This is a genomic window from Undibacterium sp. CCC3.4 (assembly GCF_034347425.1).
Classification (GTDB): domain Bacteria; phylum Pseudomonadota; class Gammaproteobacteria; order Burkholderiales; family Burkholderiaceae_D; genus Undibacterium.
This window is the reverse complement of sequence record NZ_CP133779.1, coordinates 2,112,757-2,131,198: the sequence shown is the minus strand read 5'-3', so window position 1 is coordinate 2,131,198 and position 18,442 is coordinate 2,112,757. Positions and strand designations below refer to the sequence as shown.

Here is an 18,442-nt window from a genome sequence, read left to right as displayed (position 1 = left end):
GAATGCTTCCTCAGTTCCAAGCTCTGCAAGCAGCAGAAGCAGACAAGCATAGGGTAAGCACGAAACGTTCTGCTGCAAGGTTCATCGGAGAGTGCGGGTGACCATTCCGAACCGAAGCTGCGTTGTGACATTGTCGAGGGGAGCGGCACCGTCAGGTGCCCGTCACCAGGCGCGTAAGCGCATAGGGAAATGCAGATTACATCTGCTATTTCATATTGGAGATACAAAAATGGCTGTATTTGTACTAAGCAGAACACAAGAACCGCTGATGCCATGCAGCGAAAAACGGGCGCGCAAGCTGCTCGCAGCAGGCCGGGCACGCGTGCATCGCCTGTTCCCGTTTGCTATACGCTTGCTTGACCGTACTGTTACTGACAGTGCCTTCCAAGCGATCAAGATCAAGCTCGACCCCGGCAGCAAGACGACCGGCATCGCTCTTGTGCGACATAGCGAAACACTCAAGCTTGCGACGGGTGAAATTTGCACTGTCGACCAGGTCCTGAACCTGTTCGAACTGCGGCACCGTGGCCATCAAATCAGCGAGGCACTGACTTCTCGCCGCCAAATGCGTCGTCGTCGTCGTCGCAGCAATCTGCGTTACCGCGCACCACGTTTTCTCAATCGTGGCAATAAAGGGCGCGGCTGGCTGCCACCCAGCCTGCAACACCGCATCGACACCACCCTGGCATGGCTGACTCGCTTGCATCGACTGGTGCCACTGAGTGCCATCGCTCAGGAACTGCTGCGTTTCGACATGCAGCAAATGGATAAGCCCGAGATTGTCGGTGTCGAGTATCAGCAAGGAACGCTGGCCGGATACGAACTGCGCGAATATTTACTGGAAAAATGGAACCGTCGGTGCGCCTACTGCGACGCCCAACATGTCGCGCTCAACATCGACCATGTGCAGCCGCGGGCAAGGGGCGGCTCGAACCGTGTATCTAATCTGGTGCTCGCCTGCGTGCCATGCAATAACAAGAAAGCAGCACGTGACGTACGGGAATTTTTAGCACGCGAACCGGCACGGTTGGCGCGCATCGAAGCACAGTTGCAGCGCCCTCTCAAGGATGCCGCTGCCGTTAACGCGACCCGATGGGCCTTGTTTAATGCACTTAAAGCCACCGGTCTGCCGGTGACAAGCGGTTCCGGTGGACGAACCAAGTTCAACCGCACGCGCTTAACTATTCCTAAAACCCACGCGCTCGATGCCGCTTGCGTGGGCAAAGTCGATGCGGTGAGCCACTGGCGTAAGCCCACATTGGCGATCAAGGCGACTGGGCGCGGCAGCTACCAGCGTACCCGCCTTGATGCCTTCGGTTTCCCGCGTGGTTACCTGACGCGCAGCAAAAGAATTCACGGCTTTCAGACTGGCGATATGGTAAAAGCCTGCGTCCCGACAGGAAAGAAAACCGGCCAGTACATAGGCCGCGTAGCAGTTCGCGCAAGTGGCAGTTTCAACATACAAACGCAAGAATCTGTCGTACAAGGCATATCGTATAAGCACTGCAAGATCATTCAGCGTGCAGATGGGTATAGTTATTCACTGGTGGTAAATATGGACGTGACAGGCACGCCACCAAAGCAAGGAACGCTGCGCGTTCCACGCTCTGCCTCCTCGGCCTGAAGGCCGAGGTTTCACGCGTAAATCTGATGAAAAATTTACCGCACGGCATAGTGCATATTGGCGACAAGGACCAAGCTGCTTTAACGAAGTCGCAAAAGTTATTCAATAAACTGATCAAGAAAATTGATAGCGAGCGTAAGCATCTGCTCGAATGGCAAACGATGATTCCGCTGCTGCAACAAAAATTTGCCAAAGAATTACAACCACACTTACACACCCTCGATGCGCTCAGGATACGGCTGGTAAAATTGTTTGATCAGTCGCATTCCAGCAAAGGCTATACGAAAAAAGAAAAAGAAAAATTAAGCGATATTGTCTCTACGGTTGCCGTTGACCTCGTTGCTAACCATGACGATGAAGACTTAAAAAAGATTTACAACAAGCATAGCGGCGCAGATTTTGATGCCGAATCCTTGGAGCAAGAAATGGCGATGAAAGCGGCGATGGAAGACCTGCTAGGTATTGATCTGGGCGAGGATTTCGACGCGCGTTCGCCAGAAGAAATGATGGCACATCTCCATGAAAAAATGCAGGAAAAAATTACCCAACAAGAGCAATTGGAACAAGCGCAAAGTGAGCGTCAGAGCAAACGAAAAAAGTCGGCCAAGACGCTTGCCAAAGAAGCACAGCAGCAAGAGGAAAGCCAGAATATCAGCCAATCGATACGCGAAGTCTATCGTAAATTGGCCAGTGCCCTGCATCCCGATCGTGAGCTAGACTCGCTTGAACGCGCGCGCAAGACAGCACTGATGCAACGTGTGAATGTCGCCTACGATGCCAAGGATCTGTTGAAATTATTAGAACTGCAGTTGGAAGTGGAACAAATCGATCAAGCCAGCATCAATAGCATGTCGGAACAACGCTTAAAATATTACAATAAAATTTTAAGCGAGCAATCTAATGAACTTCAGCAAGAAGTCATGGCACTCAAATACACACTCAGCATGCATATTGGTCTTTCTCCAGAGATGTTGCGTTCACCGAATACGGTGCTGCAATTGATGGACTGCGATATTGAGCAAGCTAAGCGTGATATTAGCGGTTTGGAAAATGACTTGGTCTTATTCGCAGAGAGCAAAGCAGTGAAAGATTTTCTGAAAACTTATCGCGTTCCAGACTATTCTATGTATGAAGACTCGCCCTATTAATTCACTTACCTGAAAGCCTCTATGCGCTTGCTTATTTCCCTGATATTTCCTTGGCTGACTTTTTTCACGATAGGCCGTCCGATTGCCGGCATTATTTGCCTGCTCCTGCAAATAACCATCATCGGCTGGGTACCGGCAGCAATTTGGTCCGTCTATGCCTTAGGGCAATACAAGACCGACCAAAAAATCGAGAAAGCCATGAATCAACGAGCTGGCTGAAATGGCGCTCAGGCTACTTTAAATTTGCCAATTTCTTGCTGTAAATTTTCTGCTTGATCATTCAGTGCCGCAGCGGCGGCACTGGTTTGTTCGACTAAGGCGGCATTGTGTTGAGTGTTTTCATCGAGCTGCTGGATGGCATCGCTGATTTGCGTCAAGCCGGCCGCTTCCTCTTTTGCCGCGACAGAAATTTCACCGAGGTAAGCGCTGATCTGGCGCGCATTATTAACCATCGTTTCCATGCTTGCCCCAGCCCGTTCGACGATCTTACTGCCGGCCGATACGTGCTCAACGCTGGTTGAAATCAAACTCTTGATTTCATCTGATGCCGCCGCACTACGATGTGCCAAATTCCGGACTTCACGGGCGACCACGGCAAAGCCGCTGCCTTGGTCGCCGGCGCGCGCTGCTTCCACGGCCGCATTCAGGGCCAAGATATTGCTTTGAAATGCAATGCCATTGATGACGCCGACAATCTCCTTGATCTTGCTCGACGAAGTATGAATCTCGCGCATGGTGCGCACAACTGCTCTGATCTCGACCCCGCCTTGTTCTGCCACCTTGGCATTGTCTGCGGCAAAATGCGCGGCGCTGTCTGCTTGTTGCGCACTATTGTGGACTGCCGCTCCGATTTCTTCCATCGTCGATGATTGCTCCTCCAGCGAGGCCGCGGCCGACTCGGCACGCGCCGACAGATCGAGGCTGGCGGCCGCAATTTCAGCACTGGCTGCATGCAAGGCATGGGCAGAATGACGCACGGTTCTGATGAGCGTGTGCAAAGACTCATAAGCATGACGCAGATCGATAATCACTTGCGCCGGCTCATCTTTTCCCCATGGCAAAGCAGGTGCGGTACGCAAGTCACCGGCACGCATTTCCCTCAGATGTTTGCTGATCAAATTCAATCCGCCACTGGTCACCAAATAGAAGGTATAAAATCCATAGCCGGCGGCGAGATTACTCGTGATCAACATCAGCGAAATGATGCTGAGCTTTTGCTGCAATCCGCTAATGCGTTCCAGTAAAACCTTATCGAGCACTGTCATCAAGCGCTCGGCGAATACATATTGCGCTTCGATGGCATGGTTGGCCGTGCTCAGATAGGCGGCCTGCACATGAGCCGCATAGTCTTGCTGATTAATCACACTCTGTCTTGCCAAAGTAAAGAATGCGGCGGTATCTTGCAACGTTTGCTTGGACTGGACTTGCTCGCTTAATTGCGGATCGTTCGCCTTGACCTTAGCCAGATTGGATAACATCCGTGCGGTCTGAAACTCGGCTATCGGTATCCAATTTGCTAGCGCGCTTTGCTGTTCTTTGGTGATCCGTCCGGCTTTCAGAATGGACAAACCGAAGCCGCGTAGTTTTCCGGTATTTTCTATCATATCTGGCAAGCGAGCAAACACGGTATCCATCAGGTAGAAACTGTTGATTTCCGGATCTAAAGTCAGATTCGATCCATCTGTCACTTGTTCCATCAAGTTGATCAATGACTGAATATAGGCAGTATGACGCGCAAACACGACTGCAGGATCGAGCGGCTCGGTAGTCGCTGCGAGCGCCGTTTGCATATCGGCATAAACTCTGGCGCTACCCAGTTCGGCACCGAGCCGATGTTCTGTGCGATCGAGCATGCGCTGCGCTTCATGTAATTGTTCTGTTACCGATGCGCGTGTGCCAGGGCTGATGCCTGTAATTGCCGCAGCAACGGCATCGCGCCGCGCTTGTTGCGCCAGATCGAGCGTGCGAAATATTTGCCGATTGTATTCAACGCCGATCCGTTCTTTTGCTGAAAACTGTAAACTCTCCAACACGTTCGCATAATACGACCAAGTCAGTACCGATAAGGGAATGAGGAACAACAAGCAAATCAGCAGTGCTTTTGATTTGAAACCCAAGTTACGCATCAGCACAACGCCTGGCATCCACAGGCCATGGGCCTGGAATGCAGAGCGCGGAGTAGCAGAGGCTTGAAACGGCGCGGGCTGGACTGCCGGCGTTTTGCTCACGTCAGACATGATCACTATCCCTCCAAGAGTAGGCGATGTTTGAGTTTTCTGACGAGACGCCACAGCGCCGATATCGGCGTGGCTAAGTTGTGCCACTCGCAGTGAGCAAATATAGGGCGAGAATTAGCCTTCTTGCATCAGTTATCAATTAAACCATGTTACGAATCAGGCGTACAGGCACTTATCGTCACAAGATTTCTGAAAGAAATGATGCACGTGCAGCAAAAAATAAGGGGAGGGGCGAGTGGCGCAGAATTACTGAGCAAACCATGCGCAGTCAGCCCAGAGGCTTGCTGCGCATAGCGATCTGTTAGAACGGCAAGCTGTCTTTGAACGAAGGCCGTTCCGACAATTTATCGTGCAGCTTGGCGAGATTGGGGTAGTCGTTGCGCCAATTGATTTCGGGGAAGCGGAAACTGAGCCAAGCCAGCGCGCAGGTGACGCTGACATCGGCCAAGGTCAAGTGATTACCAGCGCAAAAAGCGGTATCGGCCAAACCGGTCGACATCGCCAGCAGGCCGGTATTGACTTTATCCATCTGCCGCGCAATCCAAGCGGCGCTTTGTTGTTCCACTGGACGCAGCATGTGCTCGAGACGTACCAAGATCGCGGCGTCGAGTACGCCGTCAGCCAAAGCTTCCCAGCATTTGACTTCAGCGCGTTCACGACCTAGCCCGGGAATCAGCTTACCGACTGGCGTGAGGGTGTCGAGATACTCAACGATGACGCGGGAATCAAACATCGCACCGCCATCGTCCATGAGCAGGCAAGGCACTTTACCAAGTGGATTAGAAGCAAGAATTTTACTGTCGGCCGACCAGACATCTTCCAGCACGAAATCGCAGTCGAGTTTTTTTTCCGCCAGGACAACGCGGACCTTACGAACATAGGGGCTGCTAGTGGAACCAATGAGTTTCATATTTTAAGCAAGAATAATTTGAGGCTGATTATAGCATCGACCACCGCCACCACCGCAGTGCGGCACGGGGTATCGCGCAAGTGCAAGCATGCAATACTCGGTGACAAGGCGGTTTGAGATGGTAAAATCGTGGTTTGCGCGTAAAAAACCCAATAAGCCGATGGAAATCGTGTCTTTTAAGACTTTCCTCAGTTTAACAAATTTTAATAATTTGTTGTTTTTTGCGTAAGGCTTTCTATCACCCCTTCCACATCGAGCGATCATGTCCCTATCCTCTCTTTCCGCCCTTTCTCCGCTTGACGGCCGTTATGCTGCCAAAGTTGATGCTTTGCGCACTACTTTGTCGGAATCCGGCTTCATGCATCACCGGGTTAAAGTTGAAATTTCTTGGTTACAAGCGCTGTCACAAGCGGGTTTTCCTGAAATTCAGGCTTTTTCCAGCGCGGCCAATGCCGTGCTCGATCGCATCGTGGCTGAGTTTTCGGAAGCCGATGCCGCCAACATCAAAGAAATCGAAGCGGTGACTAACCATGATGTCAAGGCGGTTGAATACTGGCTCAAAGATCAGGTCAAGGATGTGCCGGAACTCGTCGCTGCCAGTGAATTCATTCATTTCGCCTGTACTTCTGAAGATATCAACAATACTTCGCACGGCATGATGCTTAAAACCGCACGTGACAATGTGATGTTGCCGGCACTGCAAAAACTGATCGCGCGCCTGACCGAACTGGCGCATGACAATGCCGATGTGCCTATGCTCTCCCGCACGCATGGTCAAACTGCCAGCCCCACCACACTGGGTAAAGAAATGGCCAATGTCGTCGCACGTTTGCAGCGCGCCATCAAACGCATCGCCGAAGTAGAAATTCTCGCTAAAATGAATGGTGCGGTCGGCAATTACAATGCCCATCTGGCGGCCTATCCGGAGCACGACTGGGAGAGTTTTTCCAAAAACGTCATCGAACAAAGACTGGGACTGACTTACAATCCCTACACGATACAGATAGAACCGCATGATTACATGGCGGAAATGTTTGATGCCTTCGCTCGCGTGAATACCATTTTGCTCGATCTCAACCGCGACATCTGGGGTTACATTTCGGTCGGTTATTTCAAACAAAAAACCAAGGCCGGTGAAATCGGTTCCTCGACCATGCCGCATAAAGTCAATCCGATTGATTTTGAAAATTCGGAAGGCAATCTCGGTCTGGCCAATGCTTTGCTGCGTCATTTGTCGGAAAAATTGCCGATTTCTCGTTGGCAGCGTGACCTGACCGATTCCACCGTGCTGCGCAATATCGGTGTGGCTTTTGGCTACACCCTGCTGGCGTATGACAGTTGCGTGCGCGGTTTGAATAAGCTCGAAACCAATCCGCAACGCCTGGCCGCCGATCTCGACGCGACCTGGGAAGTGTTGGCTGAGCCAGTACAAACCGTGATGCGCCGCTACGGCATTGCCAATCCGTATGAGCAATTGAAAGAATTGACTCGCGGCAAAGGCGTCTCGAAAGAAACTTTGCGTGAATTCATAGCCACGCTGGCGATTCCCGAGCAAGCCAAGGCTTTGTTGCTGGAAATGACTCCAAGCAACTACATCGGTATCGCTGCCAAGCTCGCTAAGGCAGTTTAAGCACGCGCATTGAATTATTGCTGCCAATTTGGGCGTGACGATGCACTTCGTCACGCTGCTTTAGCGCTACACCAAGGCCCGATTCCGCGCCCCCCTACTTTCTTCCCCACCCTCGTCCTGCTTTGCCGTCGAACAACTTATTCGATCGTCGCAAAAGCCTGATGGACGCTTTTTTACACCTGAAGCACCGCATACCTCATCATTCCTGCATGCCGCAGCCTCGTCATTCCCGCATGCCGCAGCCTCGTCATTCCCGCATGCCGCAGCCTCGTCATTCCCGCATGCCGCAGCCTCGTCATTCCCGCATGCTTTTGGCGGGAACCCAGTGTCGTTTTTAGCACTGAAAACACCATCATTTCTGGCATTTTCAGTTAAGCACGAACGTCGCTGGGTTCCTGCCAACAGCGCGCAGGAATGACGTGGCCACCAGTCGGGGTAATGATGCCGACTGAAAACCCTTTTGCGACAGCCTCTGAAGGCCGGGGTTTCAAACCCTGGTCAGATTGTTGATGAAAACAGGCAATTTTTGCGTGTTTCAAGCAGACTTGAACTTTTTTTGCTATATTAGTTCTAACGCGAACTAATTAATTCACCTGGATACCTAAATGAAAACTGTAGAACGCTACCCCCTTTCACTGATTGCCTTGCATTGGCTGCTGGCCGCTTTCATCGTGGCCGCCTTTGCACTTGGCACCATCATGACGGATATGAAGTTCAGCCCCACCAAGTTGCAATATTATTCTTATCACAAGTGGTTGGGTGTGACCGTACTCGGGCTGGCCGCCATTCGTTTGCTGACACGTTTGTTGAGCCAAGTACCGGCACCGGTGGCCGGCATGAGTGCTTGGCAAGCCAAGGCCGCTGAATGGACCCACGTTTTCTTATACGTACTGATGTTTGCCGTGCCGCTGTCGGGCTATTTCTATACTTCCGCCGCCGGCTACCCAGTGGTCTACCTCGGTTTGTTTGAATTACCGAGCTTGATCGGGCCTTCCCCTGAAATCAAAGATGTCTTGAAAGAAGTCCACGAACTACTGACGAACGTCATGCTCGCTACCGTCCTGCTGCATGTGGCCGGTGCATTGAAACACCAGTTCATCGATAAAGATGGCTTACTGGCTCGTATGATCCCGGGCAAATCGGCGCGCTGAGGCGACCCTGCTCCCCCCTTACCAAGGATAATAATGACATTTTCTCCAAGCAGCAAACCCTTACTGTTGAGTGCACTGGCCATGGCCATTGCGCTGCCGGCCTTGGCTGCGGTCAGTCAACTCGATGCCTCGAAAAGTACGGTCGGCATCGTTTTCAAACAAATGAATGTGCCGGTCGATGCCAAGTTCAAAAAATTCAGCGCCAGCATCGATTACCAAGCGGCCAAACCGGAAGCATCGAAAGCCAGCGTCGAAATCGACTTGGCCAGTTTTGATCTCGGCGACGCGGACTACAACAAGGAAGTCTTGAAGAAAGAATGGTTTAATGCCGCCCAATTCCCGAAAGCCACTTTCGTCGCTACCAGCATGAAACTCGCGGCGGCCGGCAAACTCGATGTCAGCGGCACCTTGAGCATCAAGGGCAAAACCAGCAATGTCAGCTTTCCCCTGAGCGTCAAGCAAGATGGCAACAAGCAAATTTTCGACGGCAGTCTGCCGATCAAACGCTTGGCCTTCAATATAGGCGAAGGCGAATGGAAGGACACCGGCATGGTTGCCGATGAAGTCGTGATCAAGTTTCATGTCGTTACCACCCAGTAATCCCCCCCGCAGCAGTCCACTTCACGGACTGCTGCATCCCCCACCCCGTCAGGAGTCATTCCATGCAATTGAGTAAATTCATCGCCGCAGCCCTCGTCATCAGCGCCGCACCGGCTTTTGCCGACAACTACACGATAGAACCGAACCATACCTATCCAAGTTTTGAAGCCGATCATTTCGGCGTATCTGTATGGCGCGGCAAGTTCACTAAAACCAGCGGCAACATCGTGCTCGATCGCGTGGCCAAGACCGGTACGGTCGATATCGTCATCGATGCCGCTTCGATTGATTTCGGTCATGAAAAAATGAACGAACATGCCAAAACCAAAGATATGTTCAATGTCGCCCAGTTCCCGACCGCGACTTACAAAGGCACATCGATGAAATTTGAAGGCGACAAACCGGTTTCGGTTGACGGCACCTTCACTTTGTTGGGCGTGAGCAAGCCATTGACACTTAAAATCAATAAATTCACTTGCATACAACATCCTATGTACAAAAAAGAAGTGTGCGGTGCCGATGCCAGCGCTGAATTCAACCGCAGCGATTTCGGTTTGAACTACGGTTTGCCGAAATTTGCACCAGGTGTAAAACTGCAGATTCAAGTCGAAGCGATTCGTGCTGACTAAGTAGTGTGAAGTAGATCAGGAAACCGCATCACCGACCCGTGACATTCCGGGTCGGCTTTCACTTTAGATGGTTTATCATGGGCACACGCCACCTCCGCAGCATCCGTTTGCTGGCCGAGTGCATGCAATTGTTTGAACAAGCATCCGCCCGCCAGGTCAAGCAATTCGGCTTGACCCATCCACAGTTCGATATCCTCGCAACGCTGGGCAACACCGCCGGCATGACTTGCAAAGAACTCGGTGAAAAAACCCTCATTACTAAAGGCACACTGACCGGTGTGCTCGACCGTTTGGAACAGAAAGGCATCGTTGAACGCGAACGCGGCAACTGTGACCGCCGTCAGTTATTCATCAAATTAAGTCCATACGGACAAGCAACGTTTGAGAAAATTTTTCCGCAAATAGTAGAAAATGGCACACAAGCTTTTCTCGATTACACGTCGGCCGATTATCTGGCCTTGGAAACGATGCTCGGCACGCTGAAACAGAATTTGACGGCCCTGCAAGCAGCGCCGTTATCCTGTCCCAAACCCTGATTACAAGCTGTCGCCCAGCACCGGACCGCGGCCGCTGAAACGCTCGAGTGCCAGATAAATCACGGGCGTAATGAAGAGGGTGATGGCCTGTGAAAAAATCAAACCACCCACCACCGCCAAGCCCAAGGGTTGACGCAATTCGGCACCGGCACCCAAACCCATGGCGATCGGCAATGCACCGACCAGCGCTGCCAAGGTAGTCATCATGATAGGCCGGAAGCGCTGTATGCAGGCTTCACGGATGGCCTGCAGTGGCGTCATCTGTTGGTGACGCTGCGCATCGAGCGCGAAATCGATCATCATGATGGCATTTTTCTTGACGATGCCGATCAAGAGCAAAATCCCTATGGTCGCGATCAGGGTCAAGTCTTGACCAAACCATTGCAAGGTCAGCAGCGCCCCGACGGCTGCCGAGGGCAAGCCGGCCAGAATGGTGAGCGGATGAATATAGCTCTCATACAACACCCCGAGCAAGACATAGATCACTAACAAGGCGGCGATGACCAGCACCACTTGTCCCGACTGAGTATCCTTGAACACCGCGGCATCACCGCCGTAACTGCTGATGATGGCCGAGGGCATAGCGATCTCGGTACGGTAGGCATCGATGCGTTTGGTCGCCTCACCGAGTGCTGCGCCCGGCGCCAGATTGAATGACAAAGTCACCGCCTGTAATTGCCCAACATGATTGATGGAACTCGGCCCTACGCTGCGCTTGACGGTGGCCACACTGTTGAGCGGTACCAAGCTGCCATTACTACTGCGCACATAGATGCCATTGATGCCGCGTTCATCTTGCTTGCTCTCGGGGGTCACCTCGAGAATCACTTGGTAGCTGTCAACACTGGTATAAATCGTGCTGATCTGACGCTCACCAAAAGCACTGTAGAGTGCCGAGCGGATACTATCCATGTTCAGGCCCAAGGCATTGGCGCGGTCACGGTCTATATCGATCGAGGCTTGCAAACCTTTGAGCTGGGAATCGCTGGTAACATCTTTAAACACGGGATCGCTGCGCAGTTTTGCTTGCAAACGATCGGCCCAGCTATTGAGTTCGCCACTTTCGACACTTTGCAAAATATATTGATACTGGCTCTTGCTCTGACGACCACCGAGTTGCAGATTTTGGGTAGGTCGCAAGAACACATTGATACCGGCCACCGTGCGTAATTTTTGGCGCAAGCCATCGACTACTTCAGGCATCGTCGCGCGCTGGTCGCGCGGCTTGAGATTGACAAACATGCGCCCGGTATTTTGGGCACCGTTACCACCATTGAAAGAGGCCACCGTCGCCACATTCGGATCATTGCGCAAAATGGTGGCTGCCTGTTCTTGCAAGGCCAACATGGCTGGGAAGGAAATATCTTCGGCCGCCTCGGTCGAGACATTAATCTGCCCGATATCTTCTTGCGGAAAAAATCCTTTGGGAATGACGATGAACAAATAGGCTGTCGCGATAAAGCTCAGCAGTGCCACCATCAGCACGAAGCGGCGATACTGCAAAGCCAGATCGAGGCCGCGCGTATACAGCGCCAGCGACCAATTGAAAGCACGTTCAAACACATGGAGAATAGCGCCGATGGCCGGTGGCGGCGCACGTAGTTCGTGTTCATTTTTGAGGAAGCGACTTGCCAGCATAGGCACCAAGGTCAGCGCGACAAAGGCTGAAGCGACAATCGCCAAGCTAACGATGACGGCAAATTCATGGAACAATTGACCGATCACGCCGGGCATGAAGAAAATCGGTATGAACACGGCGATGAGCGAAGTGGAAATCGAGATGATGGTAAAGCCGACTTCACGCGAACCCTTAAGCGCCGCTTGAAACGGCGGCATGCCCTCTTCGACGTGGCGCATGATGTTTTCCAACATGACGATGGCATCGTCGACCACCAATCCGACCGCCAAGGTCAAGCCGAGCAAAGAAATATTATCGAGCGAATAGCCGAAGGCCCAGAGCAAACCGATGGCACCGATCAAGGATACCGGCAAAGACAGGGTGGGAATCAAGGTCGCCATCAAATGCCGCAAAAACAAAAAGATCACCACCACCACCAAGACGATGGTCAGCATCAGGGTTAAATTGACGTCGTGCAACGCCTCCCGGACTGACAGCGAGCGATCATTCACCAAGCCGATTTTGACTGAGGCCGGCAATTGCGCGGCGAAACCGGGCAAGGCGGCTTTGATGGCATCGACCACTTGCACCGTATTGGCATCGTTCTGGCGTTGTATCGCCAAAGTGATCGAACTTTCACCGTTGTAGCTTGAAGCCGATTTGATCAATTCATAACTATCTTCCACCGTGGCGACATCACGCAAACGTATTACCAAACCGTCTTTGTTACCGACGACCAAAGAAGCGAATTCGCCGGCATTGACCAATTGCTTATTTGCCAGCACGGTCAGGGTTTGCTTGTCGCCATCGAGCGTACCAACCGGCGTATTGGCGTTGGCGCTGCGTATCGCCGTCGCCAATTCATCGAGCGTCATGTTACGCGCCGCCAACTCGCTCGGCTTACTGCGGATCCGCACGGCATAGCGCTTGATACCGTAAATACTCACTTGAGCAACGCCGTTGAGGGTAGACAGACTCGGTGAAATCAAGTGTTCGGCATAGCTGGTCAATTCCGACAAACTCAGCGAGGGCGAGGTCATTGCCAGAATCAGCACCGGCGCATCGGCCGGATTAACTTTGCGATACGCCGGCGGTGCCGTCATATCTGCTGGCAAGGAGCGTTGCGCACGCAATAGGGCCGCTTGAACATCGACGGCGGCCACATCAATATTGCGATTCTGATCAAACTCCAAAGTCAAGGAGGTGCTGCCTATGGTATTGCTGGAACTGATTACGGCCAAGCCGGGAATCGTCGCAAATTGTTTTTCCAAGGGTAAGGCGACCGAGGTCGCCATGGTTTCCGGACTCGCCCCTGGCAAAGCGGCACTGACACTGATGACCGGCGTGTTATAACTGGGTAAGGCGGCGACCGGTATAAAGCGGTAAGCGAGCACGCCGGCGACGACAATCGATAAATTGAGCAAGACCGTCATCACCGGACGACGGATAAACAGTTCCGATATATTCATAAGGCCGCCGTCTTGGCCGGATTGGCTAGAACCAGCATGCCGGGGCGCAAATTCTGTTTGCCATCGGTGATGACGGCACTGCCAGCAGGTAAGCCTTTAACTAAGGCATCGGCACCATAACTATGCGTGACTTGAACTGTTTTCAAGTCGACCTTGCCACCGGCACCCAACACATACACCGCCGATTCACGGGCACCAACGATGATCGCTGCTTGCGGGATAAGCACCGCATCTTTGATCGTTTGCACACTCATTTCCAAGTTGGCATAGGCCCCCGGCCAGAGTGCCAAGGCGGTATTATCAAAGACGGCCTTGAGTCGTATCGTGCCGGTTGCCGCATCGACGGTATTATCGACAAACTCCAAGCGGCCACGAAAACTGTCGCTACGACCCGGCAAACTGGCGAGTACAAAACTGTCGCTGCGGCGCATACTTTCCAGTGCATCAGGCAGATTAGCTTGCGGCAGTGGGAAACTGATAGCCATTTGATCCATGCGCGTGATCGTCACCAAGGCCGGAGCAGTGCTGCCGGCTTGCACCAACGAACCGGGATACACGGTGATGCTGCCGGTGCGGCCGGCCGATGGCGCGACGATGCGGTTATAGCTCAAGGCCACGCGCGCCGCATTGACGGCGGCGCGGTCAGCAGCCAACACCGCCTGTTGCGTATCGACTAAGGTTTGCGTGGTATCGACCGCACTTTGCGAGAGGAATTTTTTGCCCAACAAGTCGACGCTGCGTGCCGCCTGACGCTGATAATCGCGCAAGCTGGCTTGATCCTTTTCCAACTGCGCCTGAGCTTTGGCGAGATTGACTTCATCAGCCCGACTGTCCAGGGTAAACAGTAAAGTTCCCGCCGTCACAAACTGACCTTCTTTGATATGAACAGCGGCCACCGTGCTGCTGACTTGCGGCCGGATATCGACGGTCGTGACCGGCGTGACGACGCCACTGGCAGTCAGACGCACGGTATAGTCGGTTTGCTTGGCTAAAACGGTGGAGACGGCCACAGGCGTAGCGACAGCGGATTTGACGGCTGGTGCACTGGGTACAAAATAGTATCGATAAGCAACAAACGAAATAATTGAAACAACAATAATCGGAACGGCAATTTTTAACGAACGCATATATTTTTTTCCAATGACACTTGGCAATTAGACTGTCATAGAAAAGAAAAGTTCTGCCTCTACGCTACGTTACATTCCGTTGCATGAAGTTGCATGAGAACATCAGACCGGTGTGGTACGCAAGCTCTTGCGCAAACCCATGCTGGCGAGCAAACGGCCAAGATTTACGACATGGTTTGCCGACTTGTTTTGGCAGTCCATGTGAAAAATATTTTAGCGATGGGGATTTTTTTATGTAGGAAAAATCTGATTTTCACTTCTCAGCGCGTGGCTGTGATTTTCCGAACACGCAAAGAAAATGCCGGCACAGTGGCCGGCATTGCGTCGCTTCAAACAGCCTCAGCTTCAGACTACGGCACCGTCGGTGTCGTCTTTTTCTTTGGTCGGTTTGATCAAGTCTTCGCGTTTCACACCCAACCACATGGCGATCGCGGCTGCCACGAACACGGACGAGTAAATACCGAAGCAAATACCAATGGTCAGGGCCAAGGCAAAGTAATGCAGAGTAGGACCGCCGATGAGCAGCATCGACAAAACCATCATCTGAGTCGAGCCATGCGTGATGATGGTGCGTGAAATGGTGCTGGTGATGGCATTATCGATGACTTCGGTGACACTCATCTTGCGTTGCTTGCGGAAATTTTCACGGATACGATCGAAAATAACCACCGATTCATTGACCGAATAACCGAGCACGGCCAACACCGCTGCCAGCACCGACAGATTGAATTCCCACTGAAAGAAAGCGAAGAAACCGAGGATGATGATGACGTCATGTAAGTTGGCGACGATGGCAGCAACGGCGAATTTCCATTCGAAGCGTATGGCCAAATAAATCATCACACCCAATACAACGAAGAGCAAGGCCATCAAACCATCGTGGGTGAGTTCTTCACCGACTTGCGAGCCGACTTGCTCTACCCTTTGCAGCGTGACATCAGGGTTGACTGCGCGCAGCGCTTGAAACACGGTTTTCGATTGGTCATCGGAAGTGACATTTTTCTTTGGCAAAGGCAGACGGATCACCACGTCTTGTGCCTTGCCGAAAGTTTGTACCGGGACGTCGACATAGCCGAGTTGCTCAACTGTTTTGCGGATGGTGTCGACGTCGGCCGCTTGGGCATACGAGACTTCCATGACAGTGCCGCCGGTAAATTCTACCGAGAAATGCAAGCCTTTGTGCAATAGAAAAAATACCGCGGCGACGAAGGTCAAGGCGGAGATGACATTGAAGATCAGCGCGTGACGCATGAACGGTATGTCTTTTTTAATGCGGAATAATTCCATGATATCTGCCTTATTGTCCGGTGCTGCCGAAACGACCGCACCTTGAAATTTCTGCTCATTCATTGCGCGCTGTCGCCATCTGGCGCAGCGCGCATTATCTGCTGCTCTTGCGCGAGTCCGCGCTTATTTCGCGATGTCTTCGGCAGGTTTCCAGATTTGACCGATAGACAGAGCCGTGAGTTTTTTCTGCCGACCGTACCACAGATTAACCACGCCGCGCGAGACAAACACGGAAGAGAAAATCGAGGTCAAAATACCGAGACAATGGACCACGGCAAAGCCTTTGATCGGGCCTGAACCGAAAATCAACAGTGCCAGACCGACGATGAAGGTGGTGACGTTGGAATCGAGAATCGTCGCCCACGCATGGCCAAAGCCTTCTTCAATCGCTTTTTGCGGTGATTTTCCGGCGCGCAGTTCTTCGCGGATACGCTCGTTGATGAGTACGTTGGCATCAATCGCCATACCGAGCGCGAGCGCGATCGCCGCAATCCCTGGCAGGGTCAGCGTGGCTTGCAACAAGGATAGCAAAGCTACCAGCAAAAGCAAATTGACCGACAGAGCGATGACGCTGAAAAAACCGAACAGCATGTAGTAAGTCACCATGAACAGCGAAATTGCGGCGAAACCATACAAGGTCGAGTTGCGGCCTTTGGCGATGTTTTCTACCCCGAGCTGCGGGCCGATGGTGCGTTCTTCGATGATTTCCATCGGTGCGGCCAAGGAACCGGCGCGCAGCAACAGCGATAAGTCGGCAGCCGCGCCGGCCGAGCCCATGCCGGTGATTTGGAAACGGGTACCGAGTTCATCGTTGATGGTCGGGGCGATCAAAACTTCGCCCTTACCTTTTTCAAACAAGACGATGGCCATGCGCTTGCCAACCCGAGTACGGGTGGCTTCGCGCATTTTGCGGCCGCCGTCGCCATTGAGTTCCACGCTCACCGATGGTTGTTGATGCTGATCGAAACTGGCCGATGCACTGGTGATGTAATCACCGGTGACGACCGGGTCTTTCGAAAGTATCAACCATTCGCCGCCGCGATTGCCTTTGTACAATTCCGAATTGAAGGGAACTGCGGTAGTGGCATCGACCGGACCGATCACGCTGTCATCAAGCAAGCGGACTTCGAGGGTAGCAGTACGACCGATGATTTCCTTGGCGCGCGCGACATCTTGCACACCTGGCAATTGCACGACGATACGGTCTGGGCCTTGTTGTTGAATGATAGGTTCGGAAACACCGAGTTCATTCACGCGTTTCGACAAGGCCGTGATGTTTTGTTTCACGCCTTCGGTGACCACGGCTTTCAGGGCTTCCGGCTTGAGCGTGGCTTGCAGGTCAAACTGGCTGGCGTCGCTGCTGACGCTGTCGACGAAGTCGATGTCGCTGAGCTGAGCCGTCAATACTGCTTTGGCAGCAGTACGGGTGGCGGCATCGCGAAACGCGATCGCCACGGCGTCGCCGCTGCGGCTGATGCCGGCGTGACGGATTTCTTTGTCACGCAAGGTGGTGCGCACGGTCGATTGCAAACCTTGCACGCGCTTATTGAGCACGGCTTTGGTATCGACTTGCATGAGAAAATGCACACCGCCACGCAGATCGAGCCCGAGATACATAGGCAGGGCATTGAGACTTTGCATCCACTTCGGCGTATTCGAGAGCAAATTGAACGCCACCGTGTAGGTCGGATCGGCTGGATCGGTATTGAGTGCTTTTTCGAGCACGTCTTTAGCTTTGAATTGAGCGTCGGTGTCGCTGAAACGAGCGCGTACCGATCCTTGCATGCCGTTGAAATCGTAGAATATGCCATTATCGGCAAGGCCAGCTTGTTGCAAAGCTGCCGAGACGCGGGCTTTCATACTATCGTCGATCTTGACGGTCGATTTGGCGCTGCTGATTTGTACCGCCGGCGAATCGCCGAAGAAATTCGGTGCGGTATATAAACCGCCGAAAATCAGCGCAAACAAAATCAACAAATACTTCCAGAGTGGGTAGCGATTCATAATTAAGAAAGAAATGGAAGCGGTGAAAGCACAACGCAGCCCCGATTACTGCTGGACTGCGTTGCCGAGAATTGATTAAATCGCCTTAATCGTGCCTTTAGGCAACAACATGGTGATTGCCACTTTCTGTACCACGATTTCTGTGCCGCTGGACACTTCCAGCGTGACATAGCTTTCAGTGACTTTGACGACCTTGCCTAATACGCCACCGGAAGTGACAACTTCATCACTTTTTGCCAGCGCATCCATCATCGCGCGTTGTTCTTTTTGACGCTTCATTTGCGGGCGTATCATGAGGAAATACAAGACCACAAACATCAGTACCAGAGGCAAAAAACTCATCAGGCTACCGTCGCCACCAAGGCTGGCGAGGCCGCCCGAAGATTGTGCATAAGCGTTGGAAATAAACACGTTCAAACTCCGTTCATGGATAAAATAAGATTGTCGGGTCACAGCGACCGAGACGAAGCAG

Annotated in this window: 15 protein-coding genes; 8 read left to right on the top strand and 7 right to left on the bottom strand. The window is 52.4% G+C overall.

Going from position 1 to position 18,442, the window contains the following annotated elements:
- The first annotated feature begins 229 nt into the window (after nt 1-229).
- The 3 genes from iscB to RHM61_RS09545 are packed head-to-tail and all read left to right on the top strand — an operon-like array spanning nt 230 to nt 2,991.
- Nucleotides 230-1,624, top strand: coding sequence for an RNA-guided endonuclease IscB (gene iscB, locus RHM61_RS09555; RefSeq protein WP_322250881.1), 1,395 nt, complete (start codon nt 230-232; stop codon nt 1,622-1,624).
- A gap of 26 nt (nt 1,625-1,650) precedes the next feature.
- The gene (locus RHM61_RS09550; protein ID WP_322250880.1) at nt 1,651-2,772 is read left to right on the top strand and encodes a molecular chaperone DnaJ; all 1,122 of its coding nucleotides are present in this window, start codon (nt 1,651-1,653) and stop codon (nt 2,770-2,772) included.
- Between the two features lie 21 nt (nt 2,773-2,793).
- The gene (locus tag RHM61_RS09545) at nt 2,794-2,991 is read left to right on the top strand and encodes a YqaE/Pmp3 family membrane protein (protein ID WP_322250879.1); all 198 of its coding nucleotides are present in this window, start codon (nt 2,794-2,796) and stop codon (nt 2,989-2,991) included.
- A gap of 8 nt (nt 2,992-2,999) precedes the next feature.
- Here the strand turns inward: RHM61_RS09545 and RHM61_RS09540 are convergent, their stop codons facing one another.
- On the bottom strand, nt 3,000-5,009 hold the full coding sequence (locus tag RHM61_RS09540; protein WP_322250878.1) for a methyl-accepting chemotaxis protein: 2,010 nt from the start codon (nt 5,007-5,009) through the stop codon (nt 3,000-3,002).
- Nucleotides 5,010-5,310: 301 nt separating this feature from the next.
- Nucleotides 5,311-5,919, bottom strand: a complete 609-nt coding sequence (locus RHM61_RS09535; protein ID WP_322250877.1) for a glutathione S-transferase N-terminal domain-containing protein — start codon at nt 5,917-5,919, stop codon at nt 5,311-5,313.
- 262 nt (nt 5,920-6,181) lie between these two features.
- Between RHM61_RS09535 and purB the strand changes: the two genes are divergently transcribed.
- From purB to RHM61_RS09510, 5 genes are all read left to right on the top strand, one after another.
- Nucleotides 6,182-7,549 carry an adenylosuccinate lyase gene (purB, locus tag RHM61_RS09530; protein ID WP_322250876.1) on the top strand — a complete coding sequence of 456 codons (1,368 nt, stop codon included), beginning with the start codon at nt 6,182-6,184 and terminating at the stop codon, nt 7,547-7,549.
- Between the two features lie 605 nt (nt 7,550-8,154).
- Nucleotides 8,155-8,700, top strand: a complete 546-nt coding sequence (locus RHM61_RS09525) for a cytochrome b (protein ID WP_322250875.1) — start codon at nt 8,155-8,157, stop codon at nt 8,698-8,700.
- A gap of 33 nt (nt 8,701-8,733) precedes the next feature.
- The gene (locus RHM61_RS09520) at nt 8,734-9,300 is read left to right on the top strand and encodes a YceI family protein (RefSeq protein ID WP_322250874.1); all 567 of its coding nucleotides are present in this window, start codon (nt 8,734-8,736) and stop codon (nt 9,298-9,300) included.
- Nucleotides 9,301-9,362: 62 nt separating this feature from the next.
- Nucleotides 9,363-9,929, top strand: coding sequence for a YceI family protein (locus tag RHM61_RS09515; RefSeq protein WP_322250873.1), 567 nt, complete (start codon nt 9,363-9,365; stop codon nt 9,927-9,929).
- Between the two features lie 77 nt (nt 9,930-10,006).
- Nucleotides 10,007-10,465, top strand: a complete 459-nt coding sequence (locus RHM61_RS09510; protein WP_322250872.1) for a MarR family transcriptional regulator — start codon at nt 10,007-10,009, stop codon at nt 10,463-10,465.
- Here RHM61_RS09510 and RHM61_RS09505 read toward each other — a convergent pair whose 3' ends face one another.
- The 5 genes from RHM61_RS09505 to yajC form a co-directional block, all read right to left on the bottom strand.
- Nucleotides 10,466-13,552, bottom strand: coding sequence for an efflux RND transporter permease subunit (locus RHM61_RS09505; RefSeq protein ID WP_322250871.1), 3,087 nt, complete (start codon nt 13,550-13,552; stop codon nt 10,466-10,468).
- On the bottom strand, nt 13,549-14,679 hold the full coding sequence (locus RHM61_RS09500) for an efflux RND transporter periplasmic adaptor subunit (protein WP_322250870.1): 1,131 nt from the start codon (nt 14,677-14,679) through the stop codon (nt 13,549-13,551). The genes RHM61_RS09505 and RHM61_RS09500 overlap by 4 nt, the downstream gene beginning before the upstream one ends.
- 345 nt (nt 14,680-15,024) lie before the next feature.
- Nucleotides 15,025-15,966: a protein translocase subunit SecF gene (gene secF / locus RHM61_RS09495; protein ID WP_322251083.1), complete on the bottom strand. Its 942-nt coding sequence runs from the start codon at nt 15,964-15,966 to the stop codon at nt 15,025-15,027.
- 123 nt (nt 15,967-16,089) lie between these two features.
- Nucleotides 16,090-17,970, bottom strand: a complete 1,881-nt coding sequence (gene secD / locus RHM61_RS09490; protein ID WP_322250869.1) for a protein translocase subunit SecD — start codon at nt 17,968-17,970, stop codon at nt 16,090-16,092.
- Nucleotides 17,971-18,045: 75 nt separating this feature from the next.
- Nucleotides 18,046-18,381, bottom strand: coding sequence for a preprotein translocase subunit YajC (gene yajC / locus RHM61_RS09485; protein ID WP_322250868.1), 336 nt, complete (start codon nt 18,379-18,381; stop codon nt 18,046-18,048).
- Nucleotides 18,382-18,442: the final 61 nt, after the last annotated feature.

What these genes read in the sequence shown, in the direction of transcription:
- iscB (WP_322250881.1), top strand. Translation starts at nt 230, where the DNA reads ATGGCTGTATTTGTACTAAGCAGAACACAAGAACCGCTGATGCCATGC.
- RHM61_RS09550 (WP_322250880.1), top strand. Translation starts at nt 1,651, where the DNA reads ATGAAAAATTTACCGCACGGCATAGTGCATATTGGCGACAAGGACCAA.
- RHM61_RS09545 (WP_322250879.1), top strand. Translation starts at nt 2,794, where the DNA reads ATGCGCTTGCTTATTTCCCTGATATTTCCTTGGCTGACTTTTTTCACG.
- RHM61_RS09540 (WP_322250878.1), bottom strand. Translation starts at nt 5,009, where the DNA reads ATGTCTGACGTGAGCAAAACGCCGGCAGTCCAGCCCGCGCCGTTTCAA.
- RHM61_RS09535 (WP_322250877.1), bottom strand. Translation starts at nt 5,919, where the DNA reads ATGAAACTCATTGGTTCCACTAGCAGCCCCTATGTTCGTAAGGTCCGC.
- purB (WP_322250876.1), top strand. Translation starts at nt 6,182, where the DNA reads ATGTCCCTATCCTCTCTTTCCGCCCTTTCTCCGCTTGACGGCCGTTAT.
- RHM61_RS09525 (WP_322250875.1), top strand. Translation starts at nt 8,155, where the DNA reads ATGAAAACTGTAGAACGCTACCCCCTTTCACTGATTGCCTTGCATTGG.
- RHM61_RS09520 (WP_322250874.1), top strand. Translation starts at nt 8,734, where the DNA reads ATGACATTTTCTCCAAGCAGCAAACCCTTACTGTTGAGTGCACTGGCC.
- RHM61_RS09515 (WP_322250873.1), top strand. Translation starts at nt 9,363, where the DNA reads ATGCAATTGAGTAAATTCATCGCCGCAGCCCTCGTCATCAGCGCCGCA.
- RHM61_RS09510 (WP_322250872.1), top strand. Translation starts at nt 10,007, where the DNA reads ATGGGCACACGCCACCTCCGCAGCATCCGTTTGCTGGCCGAGTGCATG.
- RHM61_RS09505 (WP_322250871.1), bottom strand. Translation starts at nt 13,552, where the DNA reads ATGAATATATCGGAACTGTTTATCCGTCGTCCGGTGATGACGGTCTTG.
- RHM61_RS09500 (WP_322250870.1), bottom strand. Translation starts at nt 14,679, where the DNA reads ATGCGTTCGTTAAAAATTGCCGTTCCGATTATTGTTGTTTCAATTATT.
- secF (WP_322251083.1), bottom strand. Translation starts at nt 15,966, where the DNA reads ATGGAATTATTCCGCATTAAAAAAGACATACCGTTCATGCGTCACGCG.
- secD (WP_322250869.1), bottom strand. Translation starts at nt 17,970, where the DNA reads ATGAATCGCTACCCACTCTGGAAGTATTTGTTGATTTTGTTTGCGCTG.